This window comes from Brevundimonas sp. (assembly GCF_035935935.1).
GTDB lineage: Bacteria > Pseudomonadota > Alphaproteobacteria > Caulobacterales > Caulobacteraceae > Brevundimonas.
This window is the reverse complement of sequence record NZ_DASYWO010000009.1, coordinates 225,234-246,880: the sequence shown is the minus strand read 5'-3', so window position 1 is coordinate 246,880 and position 21,647 is coordinate 225,234. Positions and strand designations below refer to the sequence as shown.

Annotated in this window: 26 protein-coding genes, 2 tRNA genes and 1 other RNA gene; 11 read left to right on the top strand and 18 right to left on the bottom strand. The window is 69.3% G+C overall.

What is annotated here, in order from left to right:
• Positions 1 to 62: 62 nt before the first annotated feature.
• Positions 63 to 1,007: a DMT family transporter gene (locus tag VGR32_RS10470; protein ID WP_327450372.1), complete on the top strand. Its 945-nt coding sequence runs from the start codon at positions 63 to 65 to the stop codon at positions 1,005 to 1,007.
• A gap of 4 nt (positions 1,008 to 1,011) precedes the next feature.
• Here VGR32_RS10470 and VGR32_RS10465 read toward each other — a convergent pair whose 3' ends face one another.
• Entirely contained in the window at positions 1,012 to 1,191 is a 180-nt protein-coding gene (locus tag VGR32_RS10465) for a hypothetical protein (RefSeq protein ID WP_327450371.1), read from the bottom strand.
• Positions 1,181 to 1,381 carry a DUF4169 family protein gene (locus VGR32_RS10460; protein ID WP_327450369.1) on the bottom strand — a complete coding sequence of 67 codons (201 nt, stop codon included), beginning with the start codon at positions 1,379 to 1,381 and terminating at the stop codon, positions 1,181 to 1,183. The genes VGR32_RS10465 and VGR32_RS10460 overlap by 11 nt, the downstream gene beginning before the upstream one ends.
• A gap of 103 nt (positions 1,382 to 1,484) precedes the next feature.
• Here VGR32_RS10460 and VGR32_RS10455 point away from each other — a divergent pair, with 103 nt between their 5' ends.
• Complete coding sequence (locus VGR32_RS10455) at positions 1,485 to 1,877, top strand: YccF domain-containing protein (protein WP_327450367.1); 393 nt, start codon at positions 1,485 to 1,487, stop codon at positions 1,875 to 1,877.
• On the opposite strand, the gene fumC is transcribed toward VGR32_RS10455, so the two are convergent.
• Positions 1,878 to 3,269 carry a class II fumarate hydratase gene (fumC, locus tag VGR32_RS10450; RefSeq protein ID WP_327450365.1) on the bottom strand — a complete coding sequence of 464 codons (1,392 nt, stop codon included), beginning with the start codon at positions 3,267 to 3,269 and terminating at the stop codon, positions 1,878 to 1,880.
• Positions 3,270 to 3,350: 81 nt separating this feature from the next.
• Here fumC and VGR32_RS10445 point away from each other — a divergent pair, with 81 nt between their 5' ends.
• Together VGR32_RS10445 and VGR32_RS10440 are read left to right on the top strand one after the other, a co-directional pair.
• A complete protein-coding gene (locus tag VGR32_RS10445) occupies positions 3,351 to 3,938 on the top strand; it encodes a peptidylprolyl isomerase (RefSeq protein WP_327450363.1) in 588 nt (195 codons plus the stop codon).
• Positions 3,926 to 4,294 carry a RusA family crossover junction endodeoxyribonuclease gene (locus tag VGR32_RS10440; protein ID WP_414642913.1) on the top strand — a complete coding sequence of 123 codons (369 nt, stop codon included), beginning with the start codon at positions 3,926 to 3,928 and terminating at the stop codon, positions 4,292 to 4,294. Before VGR32_RS10445 ends, VGR32_RS10440 begins: the two co-directional genes overlap by 13 nt.
• 9 nt (positions 4,295 to 4,303) lie before the next feature.
• On the opposite strand, the gene VGR32_RS10435 is transcribed toward VGR32_RS10440, so the two are convergent.
• The 4 genes from VGR32_RS10435 to ssrA form a co-directional block, all read right to left on the bottom strand.
• Complete coding sequence (locus VGR32_RS10435; RefSeq protein ID WP_327450359.1) at positions 4,304 to 4,696, bottom strand: GFA family protein; 393 nt, start codon at positions 4,694 to 4,696, stop codon at positions 4,304 to 4,306.
• A gap of 23 nt (positions 4,697 to 4,719) precedes the next feature.
• On the bottom strand, positions 4,720 to 5,487 hold the full coding sequence (locus tag VGR32_RS10430; RefSeq protein WP_327450357.1) for a C13 family peptidase: 768 nt from the start codon (positions 5,485 to 5,487) through the stop codon (positions 4,720 to 4,722).
• A gap of 73 nt (positions 5,488 to 5,560) precedes the next feature.
• Complete coding sequence (locus tag VGR32_RS10425) at positions 5,561 to 6,034, bottom strand: SspB family protein (protein ID WP_327450355.1); 474 nt, start codon at positions 6,032 to 6,034, stop codon at positions 5,561 to 5,563.
• Positions 6,035 to 6,114: 80 nt separating this feature from the next.
• Positions 6,115 to 6,478, bottom strand: a transfer-messenger RNA (tmRNA) gene (gene ssrA, locus VGR32_RS10420).
• Between the two features lie 101 nt (positions 6,479 to 6,579).
• Here ssrA and VGR32_RS10415 point away from each other — a divergent pair.
• Complete coding sequence (locus tag VGR32_RS10415) at positions 6,580 to 7,131, top strand: hypothetical protein (RefSeq protein ID WP_327450354.1); 552 nt, start codon at positions 6,580 to 6,582, stop codon at positions 7,129 to 7,131.
• Here the strand turns inward: VGR32_RS10415 and miaA are convergent.
• Positions 7,128 to 8,000: a tRNA (adenosine(37)-N6)-dimethylallyltransferase MiaA gene (gene miaA / locus VGR32_RS10410; RefSeq protein ID WP_327450352.1), complete on the bottom strand. Its 873-nt coding sequence runs from the start codon at positions 7,998 to 8,000 to the stop codon at positions 7,128 to 7,130. The genes VGR32_RS10415 and miaA overlap by 4 nt on opposite strands.
• A gap of 52 nt (positions 8,001 to 8,052) precedes the next feature.
• On the opposite strand from miaA, the gene VGR32_RS10405 reads away from it, so the two are divergent.
• Entirely contained in the window at positions 8,053 to 9,123 is a 1,071-nt protein-coding gene (locus tag VGR32_RS10405) for an Mrp/NBP35 family ATP-binding protein (RefSeq protein ID WP_327450350.1), read from the top strand.
• On the opposite strand, the gene VGR32_RS10400 is transcribed toward VGR32_RS10405, so the two are convergent.
• From VGR32_RS10400 to VGR32_RS10385, 4 genes are all read right to left on the bottom strand, one after another.
• Entirely contained in the window at positions 9,120 to 9,656 is a 537-nt protein-coding gene (locus tag VGR32_RS10400) for a dihydrofolate reductase (RefSeq protein ID WP_327450348.1), read from the bottom strand. The genes VGR32_RS10405 and VGR32_RS10400 overlap by 4 nt on opposite strands.
• Entirely contained in the window at positions 9,653 to 10,510 is an 858-nt protein-coding gene (locus VGR32_RS10395; RefSeq protein ID WP_327450346.1) for a thymidylate synthase, read from the bottom strand. The genes VGR32_RS10400 and VGR32_RS10395 overlap by 4 nt, the downstream gene beginning before the upstream one ends.
• A 70-nt stretch (positions 10,511 to 10,580) precedes the next feature.
• On the bottom strand, positions 10,581 to 10,841 hold the full coding sequence (locus tag VGR32_RS10390; protein ID WP_327450344.1) for a hypothetical protein: 261 nt from the start codon (positions 10,839 to 10,841) through the stop codon (positions 10,581 to 10,583).
• Between the two features lie 12 nt (positions 10,842 to 10,853).
• Positions 10,854 to 11,402, bottom strand: coding sequence for a DUF924 family protein (locus VGR32_RS10385; protein WP_327450342.1), 549 nt, complete (start codon positions 11,400 to 11,402; stop codon positions 10,854 to 10,856).
• Here VGR32_RS10385 and ilvC point away from each other — a divergent pair.
• Positions 11,401 to 12,417, top strand: coding sequence for a ketol-acid reductoisomerase (ilvC, locus tag VGR32_RS10380; protein ID WP_327450340.1), 1,017 nt, complete (start codon positions 11,401 to 11,403; stop codon positions 12,415 to 12,417). The two genes, VGR32_RS10385 and ilvC, sit on opposite strands and share 2 nt — an antisense overlap.
• Here ilvC and VGR32_RS10375 read toward each other — a convergent pair.
• From VGR32_RS10375 to VGR32_RS10355, 5 genes are all read right to left on the bottom strand, one after another.
• Positions 12,414 to 12,980 carry a DUF1993 domain-containing protein gene (locus tag VGR32_RS10375; RefSeq protein ID WP_327450338.1) on the bottom strand — a complete coding sequence of 189 codons (567 nt, stop codon included), beginning with the start codon at positions 12,978 to 12,980 and terminating at the stop codon, positions 12,414 to 12,416. The genes ilvC and VGR32_RS10375 overlap by 4 nt on opposite strands.
• A gap of 39 nt (positions 12,981 to 13,019) precedes the next feature.
• A complete protein-coding gene (locus tag VGR32_RS10370; RefSeq protein ID WP_327450337.1) occupies positions 13,020 to 14,045 on the bottom strand; it encodes an ABC transporter ATP-binding protein in 1,026 nt (341 codons plus the stop codon).
• Positions 14,042 to 15,655, bottom strand: a complete 1,614-nt coding sequence (locus VGR32_RS10365; protein WP_327450336.1) for an iron ABC transporter permease — start codon at positions 15,653 to 15,655, stop codon at positions 14,042 to 14,044. The genes VGR32_RS10370 and VGR32_RS10365 overlap by 4 nt, the downstream gene beginning before the upstream one ends.
• Positions 15,646 to 16,704, bottom strand: coding sequence for an extracellular solute-binding protein (locus VGR32_RS10360; RefSeq protein ID WP_327450334.1), 1,059 nt, complete (start codon positions 16,702 to 16,704; stop codon positions 15,646 to 15,648). Before VGR32_RS10360 ends, VGR32_RS10365 begins: the two co-directional genes overlap by 10 nt.
• Positions 16,705 to 16,875: 171 nt before the next feature.
• Positions 16,876 to 16,952: transfer RNA gene (locus VGR32_RS10355), tRNA-Pro, on the bottom strand.
• 174 nt (positions 16,953 to 17,126) lie between these two features.
• Between VGR32_RS10355 and VGR32_RS10350 the strand changes: the two genes are divergently transcribed.
• The 4 genes from VGR32_RS10350 to VGR32_RS10335 all read left to right on the top strand — a co-directional run bounded on the left by VGR32_RS10350 (position 17,127) and on the right by VGR32_RS10335 (position 20,637).
• A tRNA-Gln gene (locus tag VGR32_RS10350) sits at positions 17,127 to 17,200 on the top strand.
• 83 nt (positions 17,201 to 17,283) lie between these two features.
• The gene (locus VGR32_RS10345; protein WP_327450332.1) at positions 17,284 to 17,781 is read left to right on the top strand and encodes a hypothetical protein; all 498 of its coding nucleotides are present in this window, start codon (positions 17,284 to 17,286) and stop codon (positions 17,779 to 17,781) included.
• 85 nt (positions 17,782 to 17,866) lie between these two features.
• Positions 17,867 to 20,083 carry a S9 family peptidase gene (locus tag VGR32_RS10340; RefSeq protein WP_327450330.1) on the top strand — a complete coding sequence of 739 codons (2,217 nt, stop codon included), beginning with the start codon at positions 17,867 to 17,869 and terminating at the stop codon, positions 20,081 to 20,083.
• Entirely contained in the window at positions 20,080 to 20,637 is a 558-nt protein-coding gene (locus VGR32_RS10335; protein WP_327450328.1) for a GNAT family N-acetyltransferase, read from the top strand. The genes VGR32_RS10340 and VGR32_RS10335 overlap by 4 nt, the downstream gene beginning before the upstream one ends.
• On the opposite strand, the gene cobS is transcribed toward VGR32_RS10335, so the two are convergent.
• Entirely contained in the window at positions 20,634 to 21,638 is a 1,005-nt protein-coding gene (gene cobS / locus VGR32_RS10330) for a cobaltochelatase subunit CobS (RefSeq protein ID WP_327450326.1), read from the bottom strand. The genes VGR32_RS10335 and cobS overlap by 4 nt on opposite strands.
• Between the last annotated feature and the right edge of the window lie 9 nt (positions 21,639 to 21,647).

Sequence of the window (21,647 nt, the reverse complement as noted above, 5' to 3'; positions counted from 1 at the left end):
TTATGCCTGCGGGGCGTCGATCCGCGTTGCGGACGTGGCCGACGCGGCGCACGTCAAGGAGCATGACCTCCCTGTCCGACAAGCTCGCTCCCGTCGGTGTTTCCCGTTTCAACAGGACGACCCTGATCGCCGTCGGCGCCGTCGCGCTGTGCGCGACGATATGGGGCACGACCTGGTATGGCATCACCTGGCAGCTGGGCGTGGTCGATCCGATCGTGTCGGTGACGTGGCGCTTCGGACTGGCGGCCCTGGTCCTGTTCGCCGGAATCGCGGTGACCCGCCAGCCGATGGGTCTGACGCGGCGTCAGCACGTCGAGGCGGTGGGGCAGGGCGCCTTCACCTTCGCGGTGTCCTATGCCTTCACCTACGGCGCCGAGCAGCATGTGCCCTCGGCCATCGTGGCGGTGATCTTCGGCGCCCTGACGTTTCTGAATCTCGGGCTGTTCCGGGTCGTCGTGGGCCAGAAGGCGCATGCTCTCTCCTGGGCCGGCGCAGGTCTGGGGGTCGTGGGGGTGGCGGTGCTCTCGGGCTCGGAACTGCTGAGCGCGCGGCTGGGGCCGCAGGCCGCCGCGGGCATCGGCTTCGCCGCGCTGGCTGTGACCAGCTCGGCCTTCGGCAACCTGTTCGCGTGGCGCGGCCAGAAGGCGGGCGCTCCGATCCTGGCGTCGACGGCCTGGGCCATGGCCTATGGGACCGCGATGCTGGCCCTGTACGGACTGGCCACCGGCGCGCAGTTCCGCATCGAGCCGACCGCGGGGTATCTGGTCTCGCTGGTCTATCTGGCCGTGCTGGGGTCGGTCGTGGCCTTCGTGGTCTACTTCTGGGTGGCGAGGACGCGCGGGTTCGCCCTGGCCAGCTACATCTCCGCGCTGACGCCGCCGATCGCCATGCTGGTGTCGGTGACGTTCGAGAACGCGCGGTTCGGATGGGGCGCCCTGATCGGCCTGCTGATCGTGGTGTCCGGTCAGGCCCTGATGATCCGCGCCGCCCGCAAGCCCGCCGGCTGAGGCGTCACCAGAACCAGCGACGCTTCCGTTTGGGGTGAGGCTCTTCGTCGGCGGCCTCCGGCGGCGGCTTGCGCGCGGCTTCGCGCCGGCGCTGCTCCTCGATGAAGCGCTTCTTGCGCAGCACGGCCATCAGCGGGATCAGGCCGTGGGTGATGCGCGGGTCGCGGCGAGGGTCAATCGTCATCGGGTCGTTCCGGGTCGCGGTCCCTGCGGTGTCCATCCAGAGCGCGATCGCGGGCCAGCCGTTCCAGCAGGCTCTGCTGCGTCTCGGCCTTCGTGCGGCCGTGGGCGGCGCGGTTCTCGGTCGCCTTCGCCTTCGCCGCCGCCTTGTCGCGGGCCTTCCGCGCCTTGTTGAAGTTCACGATCTCGGCCATGCGGCGAAATCTAGACCAAGGTGTCGGCGAATTCACTGCGTCCCGGACATAGGCGCCCGTATTCCTTCCTCGTGGACCGACCCGGTCCGGTGAGGAGACGAAAGTGATCGCGCTGATCCTGAACGTGCTGTGGCTGATCTTCGGCGGCCTGATCGCCGGCATCGGCTGGCTGATCGGCGGCGCGATCCTGGCGCTCACGATCGTCGGCCTGCCGTGGACGTTCGCCGCATGGCGCATCGCGGCCTACACCTTCTGGCCGTTCGGACGTGAAGTGGTGTGGCGGACCGACGACGGCGTCGACCCCGGCCGCGGGCCGCTCGGCACTGTGCTGAACGTGTTCTGGATCGTCTTCGCCGGCTGGTGGATCGCCCTGGCGCACCTGATCTCGGCCTTCTTCGAGGCCATCACGATCATCGGCATCCCGTTCGCGCTGAAGGACCTGGAGCTCGCCAAGCTGGCCTTCGCGCCGGTCGGCCGGACGATCCGGGAGAAGTGATCAGCCGGGGCTGATCATCTTCTCCGGCCGCACCGCCTCGTCGAACTCCGCGTCGGTCAGATAGCCGCCGCCGACGGCCTCTTCCCGCAGGGTGGTGCCGTTCCTGTGGGCCGTCTTGGCGATCTTCGCGCAGGCGTCGTAGCCGAGCTTGCCGTTCAGGGCCGTGACCAGCATCAGTGAGTTGTTCAGGCCGCGTTCGATGTTGTCGCGGCGCGGCTCGATGCCGACGACGCAGTTGTCCGTGAAGCTGACCGCCGCGTCGGCCATCAGGCGCACCGACTGCAGGAAGTTGTAGGCCATCACCGGGTTGAAGACGTTCAGTTCGAAATGCCCCTGCGAGCCGGCGAAGGTGACGGCCGCGTGGTTGCCGAACACCTGCACGCAAACCTGCGTCAGGGCCTCGCACTGGGTCGGATTGACCTTCCCCGGCATGATGGAGCTGCCCGGTTCGTTCTCCGGCAAGGCCAGCTCGCCGAGGCCCGAGCGCGGGCCGGACCCCAAAAAGCGGATGTCGTTGGCGATCTTGAACAGCGAGGCCGCGACCGTGTTGATCGCGCCGTGGCTCATGACCATGGCGTCGTGGGCGGCCAGAGCCTCGAACTTGTTCGGTGCGGTCGTGAACTTCAGGCCCGTGATCTGGGCGATCTTGTCGGCCACGCCTTCGGCGAAGCCGACCGGCGCGTTCAGGCCGGTGCCCACCGCGGTGCCGCCCTGGGCCAGCTGCATGAGGTCGGGCAGGGTCGACTCGATCCGCTCGATGCCCTTGGCCACCTGCTGAACGTAACCGCCGAACTCCTGTCCCAGCGTCAGCGGCGTGGCGTCCTGGGTGTGGGTGCGGCCGATCTTGATGATGTCCTTCCACGCCTGCGCCTTGTCGTTCAGCGCGTTTTGCAGCTTCTGCAGGGCGGGCAGCAGGCGGTGGACGACCTCCTCGGCGCAAGCGACGTGCATGGCCGTGGGATAGGTGTCGTTGGACGACTGGCTCATGTTGACGTGATCATTGGGGTGGACGGGCTTCTTGGAGCCCATCTCGCCCCCCAGGATCTCGATGGCGCGGTTCGAGATCACCTCGTTGGCGTTCATGTTCGACTGGGTGCCTGAACCGGTCTGCCAGACCACCAGCGGAAAGTGGTCGTCCAGCTTGCCCTCGATCACCTCGTCGGCGGCGCGGACGATGGCGGCGCCCAGCGTAGGGTCCAGCCGACCCAGCGCCATGTTGGTCTCGGCCGCGGCGCGCTTGACGATGCCCAGCGCGCGGACGACGGGCAGGGGCTGCTTCTCCAGACCGATCCTGAAGTTGCCCAGGCTGCGTTGCGCCTGCGCGCCCCAGTAGCGGTCCGCCGCCACCTCGATGGGGCCGAAGGTGTCGGTTTCGGTGCGGACGTCGGTCATGGGCGGCGGCTCTTCGGGCGTGACGGGAGGATGCGCGGGGGTGTAGCACTTGGGCGGGACGCGACAACCCGGAGACCCGCCATGATCGCCGCCGCTTTTGCCCTCGCGCTGACGCTCACGGGCGGCGATCCCGAAGCGCGGGTCGTGATCGAGACGAGCCGCGGCGACGTGACGTTGCGCCTCGACGCCGGACGCGCGCCGGCGACGACGTGCAACTTCCTGAAGTACGTGACCTCCGACGCCTACTCGGGCGGCGCCTTCTTCCGCACCGTGGTCCGGGAGACGAACGACAACCCGAACCCCATCTCGGTCGTGCAGGCGGCGACGCCGGCCGGCAGCGACGATCCCGGCCTCGGCCCCATCGCGCTGGAGCGGACGCGCGACACCGGCCTGAGGCACGTGGCCGGCACGATCTCGATGGCGCGCGACGGGCCTGACACGGCGACCAGCAGCTTCTTCATCGTGGTCGAGGACGCGCCCGCGCTGGACTTCGGAGGCGGCCGCAATCCGGACGGTCAGGGCTTCGCGGCCTTCGGCATGGTCGTGGAGGGAATGGACGTGGTGCGGGAGATCCATGCAGGCTCCGCGGTCGACGAGGCTCTGTTCGAGCCGGTGTCCATCATGCGCGTCAGTCTGACCGGCGACATGCCTGCGGTCTGCGCCGCTTGACGCCGGGCTGGATCGGCACGGGCAAGGTCCGCGCGCGCGAGAACGGCGATGCGGTCGAGATCACCATCGACGGACTGACCACCCAGGCGAAGTACTACAAGCCGCTGGTCTACGAGTTCATGCGCAAGGAGTGGCGGGGGGCGCGCCCCTCGTACGGCGACCACGTCGTTGAAATCCGGATGGAACACGTCGGCGAACCGCCGTGGATGGATCTGGACAATCTGGCCAAGGCGTTGCTGGACGCGATCAAGGGCTATCTGTTCCACGACGACGCGCAGGTCGCCCGGCTTCTGGTCGAGCGGCGCGAGGGCGAGCGGGAGCGGATCACGATCCGCAGTTACCCGCGCCGTGACTGAGGGCGCGGCTCAGGGGGCCGGATAGCGGTCGAAGGCGGGCAGGGCGTCGAGCGATTCCATCCAGCCGATCCGCTCCGCCGTCTGGATCTGCGCCTGAAGCGGCAGCGCCGACGGATCGTCCAGAGTGGCGGTCTGGACGTCGATCTGGTCGGGAAAGATCACCGCGTTGGTATAGAAGAGGCCGGCGCCGCAGGTCGCGCAGAAGTGCCGGCGACCGTGCTCGGACGAGGCGTATTCGCGCGTCTCTCCGGTGATGGGCACGGCCGCGGCCGGCGCCAGCGCCCACGCGACGGCCGGCGCGCCCGAGCATTTCCTGCAGTCCTCGCAGTGACACAGGGCGTGTCGGGCGTCGTTCGGCATCGAATACCGCACCGCGCCGCAGTGACAGCCGCCTTCAAGCATCACGCAGTCCGTCGCACGCAGGGTCAGATCATGATCTCGCGGGCGAAGGCATAGGTGGTCGTCAGCAGCGGCCGGATGTCGCCGCCGATGAAGACCTGGGGCTCGGATGCCGGACGCAGGCCTTCTGCGGTTTCGCGCCGCGACACGCACGTGCGGGTCTGCTCGGCCAGATCGATGAAGTCCGAGGCGTTCGGCAGGCTCTGGAGCACGCATCCGTCGAAGTAGGGATAGGTCGCGTCCTCGCTGCAGCCGAACGACGAACGGTCGCGGCGCGCGGCCGTCATGATCATGCGGTTGGGGCCCTGAAGCTCAGGAATGAAGACTCCCGAGAAACAGGCCGAGACCACGACCACCGTCGGCCGCTCGCCGCACCACTGATCGACCAGTTCACCCATGCGGGCCGGGCTCAGCTGGCCTTCATTCCCCCAGGTGATGCCGCGTGTGTTGCCGTGCGAGGAGAAGTAGAGGAAGCAGCCGACGGTCGCGCGACGGGCCGTTTCCGTGATGCCGGCCAGCACCTCGTTCCCGGTCGCGCCGTCCGGAGCGTCCGGACGCAGGGTGTAGTCGACGAAGTGACGGCGCTCGAACCCTTCGGCGAGGAAGGCGGCCGTCAGGTCGCGGCGGGCGTTGTCGAATGCGACGATGGGCTGCCCCCGGCTGGTGCGCCAGTCGGCGGCGACGACCGCGCCGGTCCAGCCGTCGAAGGTTCCCCCCGCGCCTTGCGCCGACGGCGTGGTGGCGCAGCCGGCGAGGACCAGGGCGGCGGCGGCCGCGACGACGATGCGGATCATGGGAGCCCTCCAAGCTTCGCCGCCATTGATCGCGACGCGCGGCCGGGGGTCAACCCATCCGGACCTGACGGCCCTATTTCTTGCGGAACTGGTCCAGCGAGACGACCTTCGGGCCTTCGTCGCCGGAGGGCGGCGGCGGCGCCACGGGCTCCGGCTCCGGTTCGGGCGCCACGGCGGGAGCCTCGAACTGCAGGATGAACTGCACCGACGGATCGTAGAAGCGGGTCACGGCCGCGTAAGGAACGGTCATCACCTTCGGCAGGCCGCCGAACTTCAGCATGACGGTGAAGCGATCAGGCTCGACGGCCAGGTCCCAATACTGGTGCTGGAGCACGACCGTCATTTCCTCCGGATACTTGGCGAGGATGTCGGGCGGCAGCGTCACGCCGGGCGCCCGGGTCACGAAGGTGATGTAGAAATGGTGCGCGCCGGGAATGCCCTCGGGCAGAGCGGCGCGCTCCAGGGCGGCCCGGATCACGCCGCGCAGCGCGTCCTGGGCCAGGCCCTCATAGTTCATCTCGTCGACCGGCGGGGTCTGTTCGGCCATGGGCGCCTCGGCTGGGATGCGCAGGACATAGCGGGACGCGTCCGGCGAAGGAAGCGGTCGGGATCGTGAAGGGAGGAGAAAGTGCCAGGGGTTCTGTTGGCGGGCCCCCTGGCGGCCCCGCCCCGGGATCTGAACCCCGGGGACTTAAGTGTTCGACATCACTCGAACCGCATTACGCGGCGAGAGCGACGTCTCCAGCGAAGTTGTCGTTCGCAGGTAGTTTAATGGCCCGATGCGGTGGGCCAGGACGGGCGAAGGCATCCTCTTTACACGTCCGTCGATGCTGGTCGGCCCCGTGCTCCCCGTGACAACGAAGGGAGATTGGTGGAGCCGCCGGGAATCGCACCCGGGTCCGGTCCGCTTATTGCAGGCGCGTTTATCGCCATAGTCCGGGCGAGCCCGGACGGCGTGAATATAGGTCAGTCGCCGTCCGCTTCCAAGGCGCGTCCGCGCAGGGCGTTCGTGACACGGACCGATCACCCTTCGTCATGTTGATTTCCGGCCCGCGCTCCGGAAAGGTCGTTCCAGACACCGGGGAGGTCATCATGTCGTCTTTGCTGCGCGCCGCCGTTCTGGCGATCGGTCTGATGCTGGGCGCCGCCGCGCCGGTTCTGGCGCAGGAGGTTTCCGCCGACGACCGGGCGACGGTAACTGCGCGCTTTGAAACGCTGCACGACGAGGTGGTGGGGGGCGACATGTCGGCGGCGATGGACATGCTGCCGCCCGGCGTCATCGACGCCATGGCCGCCCGCTACGGCGTCACGCCCGAACAGGCGCGGGAGGCGGCGCGCGAGGTGGCCGCGGAGGTCATGAGCGGTGTCGAGATCGTCGACTACCGGATCGACATGGACGGCGCGCAGGCCATGCGTACGCCCGACGGCGCCCGCACCTACCTGATCGTGCCGCTGCACATGACGATGCGCCTGCAGGGAATGACGGTGAAGGCGACGTCGCCCACGCTGACGTTCGAGGTGGACGACGTCTGGTACATGATGAACGTCGACGAGGCCGAACAGGCCGCCGTGCTTGCCGAGGTCTATCCCGAGTTCCGCGGCGTCGACTTTCCCAAGGGCACGATGGAGATCGTCGAGGACTAAGGCGCCGCTCGCGGCCACTCGGGGGTCTGGTTCCGGAACCAGGTCAGCTGACGCTTGGCATAATTGCGGGTGGCCTGGCGGACCGCGTCCATGGCTTCCTCCAGCGTGACCTTGCCCTTCAGATGCGCCGCGAAGTCGCGCACGCCGACGGCCTTCATCGCCGGCAACTCGGGATCCAGCCGCCGTCGCATCAGCGCACGGACCTCGTCCAGCGCGCCCTGTTCGACCATCAGGCCGACGCGCCGATCGCAGCGATCGTACAGGACCGAGCGGTCGGGCTCGATCACGAGGCGGTCGTAAGTGTCGGGTGCCAGCAGAGGCCGCGTCTCCGCCTGCCAGTCCGACAGGGGCCGTCCCGTCGTTTCCAGCACCGCCCAGGCACGCGTCAGCCGCTGCCGGTCGCCCGCCGCTATGGCGCCGGCGGCGCGCGCATCCCGCTCGGCCAGACGCGCGCGCAGGGCGTCCTCGCCGAGAAAGTCGTAAGCCTCCTGCGCCGCCTCGCGGGCGGAGACGGGGACGTCGGGAATGTCCGCGATCCCCTTGGTCAGGGCCGTGAAGTACAGGCCGGTGCCGCCGACGATCAGGGCGGGCCGTCCCTGGCCTCGCAGTTCCTCGATCAGCGGAGCGACCGCTCGCGCCCAGCGGCCGACCGACCACGCGTCGACGGCGTCGGCCACGCCGTACAGCCGGTGCTCCGCCCTGGCCTCATCCTCGGCCGACGGTCGCGCCGACAGGATGCGCAGGTCCGCATACAGTTGCTGGCTGTCGGCATTGACGATCACCGCGTCCCTCTCGCGAGCCAGGTCGAGCGCGAATGCGGACTTGCCCGAGGCGGTGGGGCCGGCGATCAGGGTGACGGACGCGGTCATCCGGCCCGCTTAGCCCCTCCCGCACGGACGTTGAAAGGCGTACATGCGGCCGATGCCGAGCAAAGACGACGTTCTGGACGCGCTGGACCGCATTCCCGACCCTCGCACGGGCGAGGGGCTGGTCGCGTCAGGCAGGGTGCAGGGGCTCGTCGTCGCGGGCGATCGAGCGGGTTTCGCGCTGGACGTGCCGGCGGCGGATGCCGCCCTCTACGCGCCGGTTCGCGACGCGGCCGAGGCCGCGCTCAGGGCCTTGCCGGGGATGACGCGCACCTCGGTCGTGCTGACCGCCGAGGCTCCTCCGGCGTCGCCGCGGCGCCGCACGGCCTCGCTGTCCGACGCGGCGGTCGATCAGACCCGACCCCGCGCCCCCGTGCCGACGGAGCGTCCCGCCCACGTGCGCAAGGTGCTGGCGGTGGCCGGCGGCAAGGGCGGCGTGGGCAAGTCGACCGTGGCGGTGAACCTGGCGGCGGCGCTGGCGGCGCGCGGCCTGTCGGTCGGGGTGCTGGACGCGGACGTTTACGGCCCCTCGCTGCCGACGCTGCTCGGGATTTCCGGCAAGCCGGACTACGTCGACGGCGCCATCGAGCCGCACGGCGCCCATGGACTGAAGGCCATGTCGGTGGGCCTGCTCACGCAGGCGTCGGACGCCATGGTGTGGCGCGGCCCGATGGCCAGTCAGGCGCTGACGCAGATGCTGACCCAGACGCGCTGGGGCTCCGCGACGGCGCCGCTCGACGTACTGGTCGTGGACCTGCCGCCCGGCACGGGCGACGTGCAGCTGACCCTGATCCAGAAGACGCCGCTTGACGGCGCGGTGATCGTGGCGACGCCGCAGGAGCTGGCCCTGGCCGACGCGCGGCGCGCGCACGCGCTGTTCGACACGGTCGGCGTGCCGACCCTGGGCCTGATCGAGAACATGACCGGAGACGTCTTCGGTCGCGGCGGAGCCGAGGCGGAAGCGGCCCGGCTGGGCGTGCCCTTCCTCGGCGAGCTGCCGCTGGACGGCGCCCTTCGGCGGGCGAGCGACGCCGGCGTGCCGCTGGTCGTGGCCGAGCCGGAAGGCGCGGCGGCGCGGCGGTTCACCGGCTTCGCGAAGTCCGTGACGGCGGCTTTGGGGCTCTAGCGGCGTTCCAAGGTGCGGAAGGTGAAGACGTGGTCGTCCTTCTCGCCCGGCTCATGGCGTTCGGAGAAGACTTCGACCCAGTGGCTTTCGTCGAACGCCGGGAACCGCGTGTCCCCGTCGGGTTCGGCCTCGACCTCGGTGATGTGCAGCAGACGGGCGCGCGGCAGGGTCTCGGCATAGAGCTTCGCGCCGCCGATGACGCAGACTTCGTCGACGCCGTCCTCGATCGCCTGCTCGCGGGCGATGTCCAGCGCCTCGTCCAGCGACCGGCTGACCAGCGCCTGACCCATCGCGGTCTTCGCCTCGCCGTTCTCACCCCAGCCTTCGTCGCGGGTCAGGACGATGTTGAGACGCCCGGGCAGGGGCTTGAGCGGCAGGCTCTCCCACGTGGCGCGACCCATCAGGCAGGGCTTGCCGACGGTCAGGGACTTGAACCGTTGCAAATCGCTGCGCAGCCGCCACGGGAGACCGCCGTCCCGCCCGATCACGCCGTTGCGCGCCCGCGCGACGACCAGGGAGAGGCGCGGGATCACACCGCCACCGCAGCCTTGATGTGCGGCCACGGCTCATAACCGTCGATGGCCACGTCCTCGCGCACGAAGGCGAAGAGGTCGTCGCGCGGCGTCAGGGTCAGCCGGGGCAGGGCGCGGGGCGTACGGGACAGCTGCTCACGGGCCTGCTCGACGTGGTTCAGGTACAGGTGCGCGTCGCCGAAGGTGTGGACGAACTCGCCGGGCTCCAGCCCCAAGACCTCGGCCATCATGTAGGTCAGCAAGGCGTAGCTGGCGATGTTGAAAGGCACGCCGAGGAAGACGTCGGCGGAGCGCTGGTAAAGCTGACACGACAACTTTCCGTCGGCGACGAAGAACTGGAACAGACAGTGGCAGGGCGGCAACGCCATGTCGTCGACGTCGGCGGGGTTCCAGGCGGTGACGATGTGGCGGCGGCTGTTGGGGTTGGTCTTCAGGCTTTTCACGACCTTGTCGATCTGGTCGATGACGCGGCCGTCCGGGGCCGACCACGATCGCCACTGCTTGCCGTAGACCGGCCCCAGTTCGCCCTCGGCATCGGCCCACTCGTCCCAGATGCGGACGTCGTGCTCCTTCAGCCAGCGGATGTTTGTCTCGCCGCGCAGGAACCAAAGCAGCTCCACGATGATGCTGCGCAGGTGCAGCTTCTTGGTGGTCAGCAGGGGGAAGCCCTGCGAAAGGTCGAAGCGCATCTGGCGGCCGAACACGCCCAGGGTGCCGGTTCCCGTGCGGTCACCGCGTTCGGCGCCGTTTTCCAGAATGTCGCGCAGCAGGTTCAGGTACTGCCATTCCGGATGGTCGTCCGGAGCGACGTCGGCCTGGGCTTCCAGCAGGGCGCGATGGGCGAGGGCGTTCATGGCGGGAGAGTGCACCTGATTCGGCGACCTCAGGTCGACGCCGCCGTGGACAGGCGGCAGGCGCTGTGGATCAGTCCTGCCGGTCCTCCCTACGCGCCCGGGCGATGGCGGCGCGGTCGCGCAGCACGCGCTCGCGAGCGGTCTTCAGCGGGGTGTGGGCGGCGGTCGTGGTGGCGACCCGGCGCTTCACGTTGGGCTTCAACCGGCCGTAGCGCTTGCGCGAATAGGCCTTCGCGCACTCCATGCAGTGGCGATAGGTCCGGGCGGCGTATGAGGCGTGCCAGTTGCGCCCCTCGGTCAGGATGACGTGACACTCACGGCAGCGGTGCATGAAGCGGCGGCCTCACCCGCGGAATCCGTCCTGCCGGAGGAAAGCCTGCTCCTCAGGCGTGGTTTCGCGGCCGAGCGCGCGGTTGCGGTGCGGGAAACGGCCGAAGCGGGCGATGACGTCACGATGATGCTCGGCCCAGCGGTCGTCCGGCTCGCGCGGCAGGGACTGGAACAGGGGCAGGACGCGATCCTGATCGGCCAGAGCCTCCGAGTGCTGAAAAGGCAGGTAGAAGAAGCGGCGCAGATCGACTTCGACCTCCCGGTCATGCCCTGCATCCAGCGCCCGTGCCGCGAAGTGGCGGGCGAGCGGATCGGTGGCGAAGGCGTGGCCCGTGTCGCGGAACGCGTTGCGCGGAAACTGATCCAGCAGGATCAGAAGGGCCAGCGATCCCTGGGGGGCGTCCGCCCAGCCGTCCAGTTTCCGGCGGGCCGCAGCGACGTGGGCGTCATGGAAGCGGCGACGGAATTCGGCATCGAAAGCGTCATCCCTGGCGAACCATTTGTCGGGGCCTGCCTGTTTCCAGAAGGCGACGACGTCGGAAGGCGATATGTCTGCGGTCATGACCGAGAACCTAGGCGCCCCGCTGCCCGTCTTCCATGACCGCGACTGCGATCCCTCGATCATCCAGGGCAAGCGCGTCGCCGTGATCGGTTACGGCAGTCAGGGGCGGACGCACGCGCTGAACCTGCGGGATTCCGGGGTGCGGCACCTGGTGGTGGGGCTGAAGGCCGGTTCGGCGACGCGGGAGACGGCGCAGGCGGACGGCTTCGCCGTGATGACGGCCGCAGAGGCGGCCGCAGGGGCCGACGTGGTCGCCGTCATGGTCTCCGACGAGGCGCACCGCGACCTGTGGCGCGATGAGCTGGCTCCGGCGATGCAGCCGGGAGCCGCGCTGGTGTTCGCCCACGGCCTGTCGGTGCGGTTCGGCCTGGTCGAGCCGCGCTCGGATCTGGACGTGATCCTGGCCTCGCCCAAGGGCATCGGGCCGCGCATCCGCGATCTGTACGAGGCGGGTGAGGGGGTGTTCTGCCTCTTCGGCGTGCATCAGGACGCCACGGGCGGCGCGCATGCGCTGGGCCTGTCCTATGCGGCGGCGCTGGGCTGCGGGCGCAAGGGCATTCTGGAGACGACCTTCAAGGACGAGTGCGAGAGCGACCTGTTCGGCGAGCAGGTGGTGCTGTGCGGCGGCGTGGCCGAGCTGATCGACACTGCCTTCATGAAGCTGGTGGACGCCGGCTATCCGCCCGAGGTGGCGTGGTTCGAGTGCTTCTACGAGGTGAAGCTGGTCACCGACCTGATGTTCGAGCGCGGCGTGGCCGGAGCGTTCGGCAAGATTTCGAACACGGCGGAATACGGGGCCTATCTGACCGGACCGCGCGTGATCGGCGAGGCGTCGCGGAAAGCGATGGACGAGGTTTTACAGGAGGTTCGGTCAGGCGACTTCGTGCGTCGCCTGATGACGGATCACGACGCCGGGTCGCCCGACCTTCAGACGCGGCGCGCGGCGCTGGGCCGGCGGCGCATCGAGGCGGTGGGCGCGCACCTGAAAGCCGTTGCCGATCGCGCGAGGGACTAGGCCGTCCGGACGTGCAGGTCGCCCTCGTAGTCGCCCTTGCCGATCGGCGCGCCGCGCATGCGCAGGATGGCGTAGGCCGTGACCACGTGGAAATAGAAGTTCGGCAGGGCGTAGGTCAGCAGATAGGTCTCGGGCGTCAGGGCCACGGTCTGCGGCCCCCACGGCGATCGGTGCGCGTGCTCCGGTTCAGTCGGGCGATAGATCACGATGTCGAAGTCCCGGCCCGCCCAGCGGTTCACCTCGCCGGGGTCGAGCGCCTCCAGTTCCTGGATCGCCCTGTCGAGGGTGGCCTGCAGGTCCGCGAACGGCATCTGGCCGCGCAGCGGCGGCGGATCGAAGACGCCCGTCCGCGCCGCCTCCATGCCCCACACCGCATGGTGCCACAGCGCCTCGATCTGGAAGTGGAAGGGCGCCATGTCCTCGACCAGCCGCGCCTCGACGAAGTCGTTCGGGTCAGCCCCCGTTTCGGCGCAGTGCCGCGCTGCGCGCGCGAGCACGCCCCGCAGCGCCCGCAAGGTCTGTAGAAAGGTCGGGACGCTGAGTTCGTAGAGGGAGATCGTCATCGCCGTTGATCTGGGATGACCGGGGGTGGGCGGTCAACGTCAGTCCGCGACGACCGTCGCCTTGCTGAGGTCGGCGCGAATTTTCACCACATCGCCGGGGCGGGCGATCACACCGGGCACGTGCAGATGAACCCGGTCGTCGCCGAGACGGGCGCCGACCTCGCTGAAGTGCCCGCCGAAACGCGTCGTCTCGACCGTCGTCTCCAGTCCGTCCGCGCCCGGCGTCAGATCCTGGGGTCGGATCAGCAGGGCGGCGGGGCCGTCGGGCAGTCCGGGCGCCGGCGCCGGTCCCAGCGGCGTCTGCGCCACGCCATTCGAGACGTGAGCCGGCAGGCGGTTCACCTCGCCCAGCAGGCGGGCGGCCGCGGTGGAGGCGGGCCGAGCCCAGCACGCCTGCGGATCGCCGGACTGGATGACCCGGCCGCCGTCCATGAGAACGAGATCGTCGGCCATCATCAGCGCCTCGCCCGCGTCGTGGGTGACCAGCAGCACCGCCGCGCCCGCCGTCTTCAGCGTGGTCAGCAGGCTTTCCCGGACCTCGGACTTCAGGTGGGCGTCGAGGCCGGAGAAGGGTTCGTCCAGAAGCACGGTGTGCGGCTCCCGCACGAGGGTGCGGGCCAGCGCCACGCGTTGCTGCTCGCCCCCGGACAGGGCGTGCGGCCAGGATTTTTCCCGGTCGGCGAGTTTGACCTCGGTCAGCGCCTTCAGCACCCGGGCCTTGCGGTCGGCGGCGGGCAAGTGGCGCAGTCCGAACCCCACGTTGTCGCGGACGTTCAGGTGGGGGAACAGGGCGTAGTCCTGAAACACCAGTCCGACGTCGCGCGCCTCGGGCGGAACGGTGCGGCCGGTCGCGGACAGGACGCGATCGCCCGACCGGATCTCGCCGGCGTCGACAGGTTCCAGCCCGGCGATCAGGCGCAGCAGGGTGCTCTTGCCCGATCCCGACGGCCCCAGCAGGCAGGTGATGCGCCCGGCGCGCAGGTCCACGTCGGCTCCGTGGACCGCGGTCTTGGGGCCGTAGCGGCGCGTCACGCCGCGCGCGGTGATGGTCGCCGTCTCGTTCATTCGCTTCCCGGGCGGGCGTGGGCCGCCTTGCGGCTCAGCCATATGACGGGCGGCAGGGCCAGCGCCACAAGGATCAGCGACGGCCAGCCCGCGTTCGCCAGCCGTTCGTCGCGCGCATAGTTGTCGGCGATGACCGCCAGGGTGTCGAAATTGAAGGGCCGAAGGATCAGCGTGGCCGGCAGTTCCTTGAGCAGATCGACCAGCACGACGATCGCGGCGGTGAACAGGGCAGGCGCCGCGATGGGCAGCTGGACGCGCCATGCCGCTCCGGTTTCCGAGGCGCCGAGGCCGCGCGCGGCATGGACCATGGACGGCGTCACGCGCGAAAGCCCGGCGTCCACCGGCTCCAGCGCCGCGGCCATCAGACGGGCGGCATAGGCGTAGAGCAGCAGGCCCAGGCCCGCCGCGAGATTGGCCGAGCCGCCGGGCACGACGCTCCAGATCCAGGCCGCGGGCAGCAGCAGACCGATCGCCATGACCGCCCCCGGAGTGGCGTAGCCGACGCTCGCGACGCGGGCGGTCAGGGGCAGCTTCTTCGCCGCCAAAGCCAGGGCGGTGGCGAGGGTGACGGTGACGGCGGCGCCGGCGATGCCCAGGGTCAGGGTGTTCTTCGCCGCGGAGATCAGACGTGGCCAGTCGGGCTGGACGTCGATCGACGACCAGGCCAGCCAGCCGGCCGGCAGCAGCAGTCCCAAGGTCAGCAGCAGCAGGCAGAAGCTGGAGGCGAGGAAAGCCTTTGGGCCCTTTAGATCAGTGACGGGCAGCGGCCGCCACTTCGCGGCGGACGCGCCGTAGGACCGGCTGCGCCGTCCGGCGCGCTCGATCCACAGGAGCAGGGCGGCCGCGCCCAGCAGCGGCAAGGCGAACTGGGCCGCCGAGGCCAGCGACCCGTAGACGAACCAGGCGCGGACGACGCCCGTCGTCAGGGTCTGGACGCTGAGGAACTGGACGGCGCCGTAGTCGGCCAGCGTCTCCATCACGGCGAGGGCGACGCCGGCCGCCAGCGCGGGGCGTGCCATGGGAACGGCGACCGCCAGGAAGGCCCGGCGCGGCGAGGCGCCGAGACTTCGCGCCGCTTCCAGCGCGTGAACGGGCAGGTTCACGAAGGCCGCGCGCATGGCCAGGTAGACGTAGGGAAAGAAGGCGAAGCCGAGGATGAAGCCCGCGCCGCAAAGGCTGCGCATCTGGAAGGGCAGGGCGAAGCCCGCGCTGGCCCGCAGCCAGGCGTTCAGCTCGCCGGCGACGTCGAACAGGTCCGCGTAGGCATAGGCCACGGCGAAGGCCGGCATGGCGAACGGCAGGGCCAGCGCCCATTCGAACACCCCCCAACCGGGGAAGCGGTGCATGACGATGAGCCACGCCGCGATCGAGCCCAGAAGGCCGGTGATCGCCGCGACGAGGGCGGCGAGCGCGAGCGAGGTCAGGGCGTAGCGGATCAGGTCGGACGCCGCGATGTCGGCCGTCTCGCCGGTCAGGGCGGCGGCCACGACCCCGACCAGCGGCAGCACCGCGACCAGCGCCGCCAGCAGACCGATCAGCCGCAACGGCGACGGCCCCCGCCTGACGACGGGGGCCGAAGCGGTTTCGGTCGCGGTCGAGGTCAGCGCCAACCGGCCGCGGACATGAGCGACTGCGCCTCGGCCTGACGACGGCCGTAGACCGAGACGTTCATCGGATGGGCCGTGAAGCCTTCGAACTCCCGCACTCCGGCCGGGGCCTGCACGCCGACGGCGGCGGGAAATTCATTGTTCTGCTCGGAGTTGAGCACCTGGGCTGCGGGCGAGGCCAGGAACTCCAGGAAGGCGATGGCCTCAGCACGGTGCGGGGCGTTCCTGGCCACGCCGCCGCCCGACACGTTCACGTGCGCGCCCTGACCGTTGAGCGAGGGGAAGCCCAGCTTCACCTTGTCCGTCAGCGCGACGTCGGCCGGATCCGTCGAGCGGTCCATGCGGATGAAGTAGTAGCTGTTGGTGATCGCGACTTCGCAGACGCCGGCGCCCACGGCGCGGATCTGGTCGCGGTCGCCGCCTTCCGGCGGGCGCGCCATGTTGGCGACGACGCCTTCGACCCATGCCTTCGTCTTCTCCGGGCCCCACGCTTCCAGCAGGGCGCCGACCAGCGACAGGTTGTAGACGCTGTCCGACGAACGGACGCACAGCTTGCCGCGGAAACGGGGCGACGCCAGCTCTTCATAGGTGTCGACCTCTTCAGGACGCACCTTGGTGGAGTCGTAGGCGACGACGCGGGCGCGGCGGCTTGTGCCGAAGAAGTGTCCCTGCGGTTCCCGCAGGTTGGCGGGAATGGCGGCGTTCAGCGTCTCGGACGAAATCGGCTGCAGCAGACCGGCGTCCTGGGCCCGCCACAGGGCGCCGGCGTCGGCGGTGACGAACACGTCGGCCGGGCTGGCCGCGCCCTCGGCCTGCATGCGGGCGATCAGCTGGTCGGGGTTGCCCTCGATGCGGTTGACCTTGATGCCGGTGGCCTTCTCGAAGGCCGCGTAGACCTGCAGGTCGCCGTCGTAGTGGCGGGCCGTGTAGAGATTGAGCACCCGTTCGCCCGCGGCGCCTTTGGTCTTCGCGGTGTCCGTCTGATCGCCGCAGGCGGCCAGGGGCAGGGCGAGGGCGGCCATGCAGGCCATCAGGGTCCGACGCAGCGTCATGGGCATCTCCTTGTCTGTGGAGCGAACTACGGCTTTTGCGAATTGATCGCAAGAGCAGATCGCAGTGCCGCGACCGCATGAGCCACCGCGCCGTCACACCTCAACGATTCCGGAAAGGTCAGGCGCTCCAGCGACAGGGCCCGGCGGGCCGCGCGATCGCGCCAGAAAGAATGGTCGGAGTGGCAGGATTCGAACCTGCGACCCCTGCGTCCCGAACGCAGTGCTCTACCAGACTGAGCCACACTCCGACTTGGAGGCGGGCTTATAGCGACGCCCCCCAAGGCCCGCAAGCGGCCTTTCGGCCAGCTTTCGAGATTGTTCGGCCACGCCCTCAAAGATGCGGTCGGACCCCTGTTGCATCCGAAAAAGGCTTGGCGTATCTCACCGCCTCCCCGCCGCGAGGCGGGTTGCGCCGGACCTGCTGGGGAATGGTGTAATGGTAACACTCCGGTTTTTGGTACCGTCATTCTAGGTTCGAGTCCTAGTTCCCCAGCCATCCGCTCCTCACCTCCGTCAGAAGTCGTCGGTTGAGCGCGCCAGGCGCGCGTGCCCTGCTGCGCGCATCGGGGGAGGACGCCCATGTCGTTCAGGAAAGTCTGCGTCGCGGCGATTTCGGCCGCCCTGTCGGTCTCCGCGCCGCTCGCGCCGGCTCGGGCCCAAGACGGGGGCATGTGGCAGGTGAACATCGCCGGGGTGCCGCTGTCTTGTGTGGACTACGGCGGCACGCCGGTCCGCATCTACGTGACCAACGGCCTGGACAACGTCGGCATCGCCACCCGCACGCAGCAGGGCCAGCCGATCATCGTGCTGAATCCGAACGTGTTCGCCCGCTTCAGCCCGACCGTGCAGGTCTGGTGGTTCGCCCACGAGTGCGGCCACCACGCGCTCGGTCCGTACAATTCCGAAACCAACGCCGACTGCTGGGGCGTCAAGGTGATGCGGCAGCAGGGCCTTCTGCACTCGTACTGGCAGCTGGACCAGTTCGCCCGCGAGCTCGCCAGCCTGCCCGGATCGCCCACGGGACACCTGCCCGGACCGGCGCGGGCGTGGAACATCGCCAACTGCGCCCTGAGCTGAGCGGGGACGCGACTTTCCCTTTCTTCATTTGACGCCGGCCCGACGGGGCGGAAATGTCGCCCGTCATCCTCGGGGGACTTACGTCATGAACCGCCGCGACCTGATCGCATCCACCGCCGCCGCAACAGGCCTCGCCGTTGCGGGGCCCGTCCTCTCACGTCCGTCCGGAGCCTCGATGCCCGTTCCCCCCGTCGCCAAGAAGATTCCCGTCACCATCGAGCAGCTGGGGCGCACCCGCGTCGACGAGTATCAGTGGATGAAGGACGACAACTGGCAGGCGGTGCTGCGCGATCCGACGCTGATCAAGGCGGACGTGAAGGAGAACCTGATCGCCGAGAACGCCTATCGCGAGGCGATGATGGCCTCGACCGCGCCGCTCCAGGCGACGATGTTCGAGGAGATGAAGGGGCGGATCAAGGAAGCCGATTCCTCCGTGCCGAATCCGGACGGGGCCTGGGAGTACTTCACCGAGTTCCGGACGGGCGAGCAGCATCCCCGCTACATGCGCGTGGCGCGCCAGGGCACGTGGGTCGAAAACGGCCGGACCGTGACGCGCAACTTCGTCGTCGCGCCGACGCCGGAGCTGCTGCTGGACGCCAACGTGCTGGCCGAGGGCAAGGCCTACTCCGACGTGGGTCAGGCGTCCCACAGCCCCGACCACGCCCTTTTCGCCTATTCGGAGGACGCGCAGGGGTCCGAAGTCTACAAGATCTACGTCAAGGATCTGGCGACGGGCGAGCTGGTCGGCACGCCCATCGAATCGGCCACCGGCGGCTTCACCTTCTCGCCGGACAGCCAGTGGATCTTCTGGACCAACCGCAACGACAACGGCCGGCCCGACAAGATCTTCCGCCGCCCCGCCCGCGGCGGCGAGGCCGCCCTGGTCTATGAGGAAGAGGACGAGGGCAAGTTCATCGGCGTGGGCCGGTCGTCGGACGATCGCTTCATCGTCATCGGCATCAACGATCAGGAGACGTCGGAATACCGCTACGTCCCCGGCGACGCGCCGATGGCAGAGCCGCGCGTGATCGAGCCGCGCGAGACGGCGCGCAAGTACGACGCCGATCACTGGGGCGATCGCTGGATCATCCACACCAACGCCGACGGAGCGCAGGACTTCAAGGTGTGCGAGGCCCCCACGGACGCGCCGGGCAAGGCCAACTGGAAGGACCTGATCCCGCACGCGCCCGGCCGCTACGTCGAGGGCGTCTCGCTGGTGAAGGACTTCATCGCCCGGCAGGAACGTGCCGACGCCAACACGCGCATCGTGATCCGCGACCGCGCGGGCGCGGAGCATGACATCGCGGTGGACGAGCCGGCCTACTCGCTCTCGCTGGGCGGGGCGTCGGAGTTCGAGACCACGGTCATGCGCTATGGCTACAACTCGCCGTCCACGCCGACCTCGACCTACGACTACGACCTGAGGACGCGCGAGCGGACCCTGCGCAAGGTGCAGGAAATTCCGTCGGGTCACGATCCGGCGAACTACGTCGTGGAGCGGGTCTATGCACCGGCCCCGGACGGCGAGCTGGTGCCGGTGACCATCCTGCGCCGCAAGGACACGCCCGTGAACGGCTCGGCGCCGCTGCTGCTGTACGGCTACGGGTCCTACGGCATCCCGATGGCGGCCAGCTTCTCGACCAACCGGCTGAGCCTGGTCGACCGCGGCTGGATCTATGCCATCGCCCACATCCGCGGAGGTTCCGACAAGGGCTGGGGCTGGTTCCTGGCCGCGCGCCGGATGACCAAGAAGAACACCTTCACCGACTTCATCGCCGCGGCCGAGCATCTGATCTCGACCGGCCACGGCAGGGCGGGGAACATCGTGGCGCACGGCGGCTCGGCGGGCGGCATGCTGATGGGGGCGGTGAACAACATGCGGCCCGATCTGTGGGCCGGCGTGATCGGCGACGTGCCCTTCGTCGACGTGATCAACACCATGTCGGACACCAGCCTGCCGCTGACGCCCCCGGAATGGCCCGAGTGGGGCAATCCGATCGAGGATCCGGAGGCCTACGACTACATGATGAGCTACAGCCCGTACGACCAGGTGAAGGCCCAGGCCTATCCGGCGGTGCTGGCCACCGGCGGCCTGTCCGATCCGCGCGTGACCTATTGGGAGCCGCAGAAGTGGGTCGCCCGCCTGCGTCCCGCCACGACGTCCGGCAAGCCGGTCCTGCTGAAGATCAACATGGAAGCCGGTCACGCCGGGTCGTCGGGCCGGTTCGACTATCTGAAGGAGGTCGCTCTGGTCTACGCCTTCGCCATCTGGTCGGTGGAGAAGGGGTGGGAGGCGGCGTGAGCCCCACGGTCAGGCCCGCCGCGCCCGCCGACATGGGCGCGGTGGCCGGGCTGTACGGCCGCGAGGTCACGGGCGGCACCGCCAGCTTCGAGCTGGAGCCGCCGACCCCGGCCGAGATGACGGCGCGCTTGCTGGCCGTACTGGACAAGGGTCTGCGGTGGCTGGTCGCAGAGATCGACGGCGCCTTCGCCGGCTACGCCTACCTGTCGCCGTTCCGCCCGCGCGCGGCCTATCGCTATGGCGTGGAGGTCTCGGTCTATGTGGAGGAAGCGACGCGCGGCCGGGGCGTCGCGCGCGCCCTGATGACGGCCCTGATCGACGCGGCACGCGAGATGGGCCTGCGCCACGTCATCGCCGCCATCAGCCAGTCGGCCACCAGCGACGCCTCGATCGCCCTGCACCGGTCGCTGGGGTTCGGAACGGCCGGCGTATATCGCCAGGTCGGCTGGAAGCACGACCGCTGGCTGGACGTGACGCTGATGCAGCTCGACCTGTCGCCAGACGGCGCGCCGCCGACGAGGGAGGGGCTGAGGCTGGGGGGCGGGTTGGCTTAACCCACCTTCACCCGCGTCGCCGCCTCCGGCAGGTCCTCGCCGAACGCGCGTTGGTAGAACTCCGCGATCGTCGGGCGTTCCAGTTCGTCGCACTTGTTCAGGAAGGTCAGGCGGAAGCTGAGGCCCAGGTCGCCGCCGAAGATCTCGGCGTTCTGGGCCCAGGTGATGACCGTGCGGGGCGACATGACGGTGGAGATGTCGCCGTTCATGAAGGCGTTGCGGGTCATGTCGGCGACGCGGACCATGGCGGCGATGCGACGACGGCCTTCGGCGTCCTGCCAGGACGGAACCTTGGCGGCCACGATCTCGGCCTCCACGTCGTGGTCGAGGTAGTTCAGCGTGGTGACGATCGACCAGCGGTCCAGCTGGGCCTGATTGATCTGCTGGGCCCCGTGATACAGGCCCGTGGTGTCGCCCAGGCCCACCGTGTTCGAGGTGGCGAACAGTCGGAACCAGGGGTTCGGGCGGATCACCCGGTTCTGGTCCAGCAGGGTGAGGCGGCCCGACGCCTCCAGCACGCGCTGGATGACGAACATCACGTCCGGGCGGCCCGCGTCGTATTCGTCGAACACCAGGGCGACGGGGCGCTGCAGCGACCAGGGCAGCAGGCCCTCGCGGAACTCGGTGACCTGTTTGCCGTCCTTCAGGACGATGGCGTCCTTGCCGATCAGGTCGATGCGGCTGACGTGGCTGTCCAGGTTGATGCGGATGGTCGGCCAGTTGAGGCGCGCCGCCACCTGCTCGATGTGGGTCGACTTGCCGGTGCCGTGATAGCCCTGGACCATGACGCGGCGGTCGAAGGCGAAGCCGGCGCAGATGCTGAGCGTCGTCTGGGGATCGAAGCGGTAGGCGTCGTCGACCTCCGGGACGTGGCTGTCCCTCATGTCGAAGCACGGCACGGTCATGTCGCTGTCCACGCCGAACGCTTCGCGCACCGTCACCTTGCGGTGCGGTTCAAGCATCAGCAGGGGATCGGGCGTGGCATCGAGGGGAGAAGTCATGTCGCGCGA

Excerpts from the sequence above, each read along its gene's own strand:
- VGR32_RS10470 (WP_327450372.1), top strand. The coding sequence starts at position 63 with ATGACCTCCCTGTCCGACAAGCTCGCTCCCGTCGGTGTTTCCCGTTTC.
- VGR32_RS10415 (WP_327450354.1), top strand. The coding sequence starts at position 6,580 with ATGTCGTCTTTGCTGCGCGCCGCCGTTCTGGCGATCGGTCTGATGCTG.
- fumC (WP_327450365.1), bottom strand. The coding sequence starts at position 3,269 with ATGACCGACGTCCGCACCGAAACCGACACCTTCGGCCCCATCGAGGTG.
- VGR32_RS10375 (WP_327450338.1), bottom strand. The coding sequence starts at position 12,980 with ATGACGATCTCCCTCTACGAACTCAGCGTCCCGACCTTTCTACAGACC.
- VGR32_RS10340 (WP_327450330.1), top strand. The coding sequence starts at position 17,867 with ATGAACCGCCGCGACCTGATCGCATCCACCGCCGCCGCAACAGGCCTC.
- VGR32_RS10390 (WP_327450344.1), bottom strand. The coding sequence starts at position 10,841 with ATGCACCGCTGCCGTGAGTGTCACGTCATCCTGACCGAGGGGCGCAAC.
- VGR32_RS10370 (WP_327450337.1), bottom strand. The coding sequence starts at position 14,045 with ATGAACGAGACGGCGACCATCACCGCGCGCGGCGTGACGCGCCGCTAC.
- VGR32_RS10385 (WP_327450342.1), bottom strand. The coding sequence starts at position 11,402 with ATGACCGCAGACATATCGCCTTCCGACGTCGTCGCCTTCTGGAAACAG.
- VGR32_RS10395 (WP_327450346.1), bottom strand. The coding sequence starts at position 10,510 with ATGAACGCCCTCGCCCATCGCGCCCTGCTGGAAGCCCAGGCCGACGTC.
- ilvC (WP_327450340.1), top strand. The coding sequence starts at position 11,401 with ATGACCGAGAACCTAGGCGCCCCGCTGCCCGTCTTCCATGACCGCGAC.
- cobS (WP_327450326.1), bottom strand. The coding sequence starts at position 21,638 with ATGACTTCTCCCCTCGATGCCACGCCCGATCCCCTGCTGATGCTTGAA.
- VGR32_RS10425 (WP_327450355.1), bottom strand. The coding sequence starts at position 6,034 with ATGGCCGAACAGACCCCGCCGGTCGACGAGATGAACTATGAGGGCCTG.
- VGR32_RS10360 (WP_327450334.1), bottom strand. The coding sequence starts at position 16,704 with ATGACGCTGCGTCGGACCCTGATGGCCTGCATGGCCGCCCTCGCCCTG.
- VGR32_RS10460 (WP_327450369.1), bottom strand. The coding sequence starts at position 1,381 with ATGGCCGAGATCGTGAACTTCAACAAGGCGCGGAAGGCCCGCGACAAG.
- VGR32_RS10465 (WP_327450371.1), bottom strand. The coding sequence starts at position 1,191 with ATGACGATTGACCCTCGCCGCGACCCGCGCATCACCCACGGCCTGATC.
- miaA (WP_327450352.1), bottom strand. The coding sequence starts at position 8,000 with ATGACCGCGTCCGTCACCCTGATCGCCGGCCCCACCGCCTCGGGCAAG.
- VGR32_RS10445 (WP_327450363.1), top strand. The coding sequence starts at position 3,351 with ATGATCGCCGCCGCTTTTGCCCTCGCGCTGACGCTCACGGGCGGCGAT.
- VGR32_RS10345 (WP_327450332.1), top strand. The coding sequence starts at position 17,284 with ATGTCGTTCAGGAAAGTCTGCGTCGCGGCGATTTCGGCCGCCCTGTCG.
- VGR32_RS10435 (WP_327450359.1), bottom strand. The coding sequence starts at position 4,696 with ATGCTTGAAGGCGGCTGTCACTGCGGCGCGGTGCGGTATTCGATGCCG.
- VGR32_RS10405 (WP_327450350.1), top strand. The coding sequence starts at position 8,053 with ATGCCGAGCAAAGACGACGTTCTGGACGCGCTGGACCGCATTCCCGAC.
- VGR32_RS10430 (WP_327450357.1), bottom strand. The coding sequence starts at position 5,487 with ATGATCCGCATCGTCGTCGCGGCCGCCGCCGCCCTGGTCCTCGCCGGC.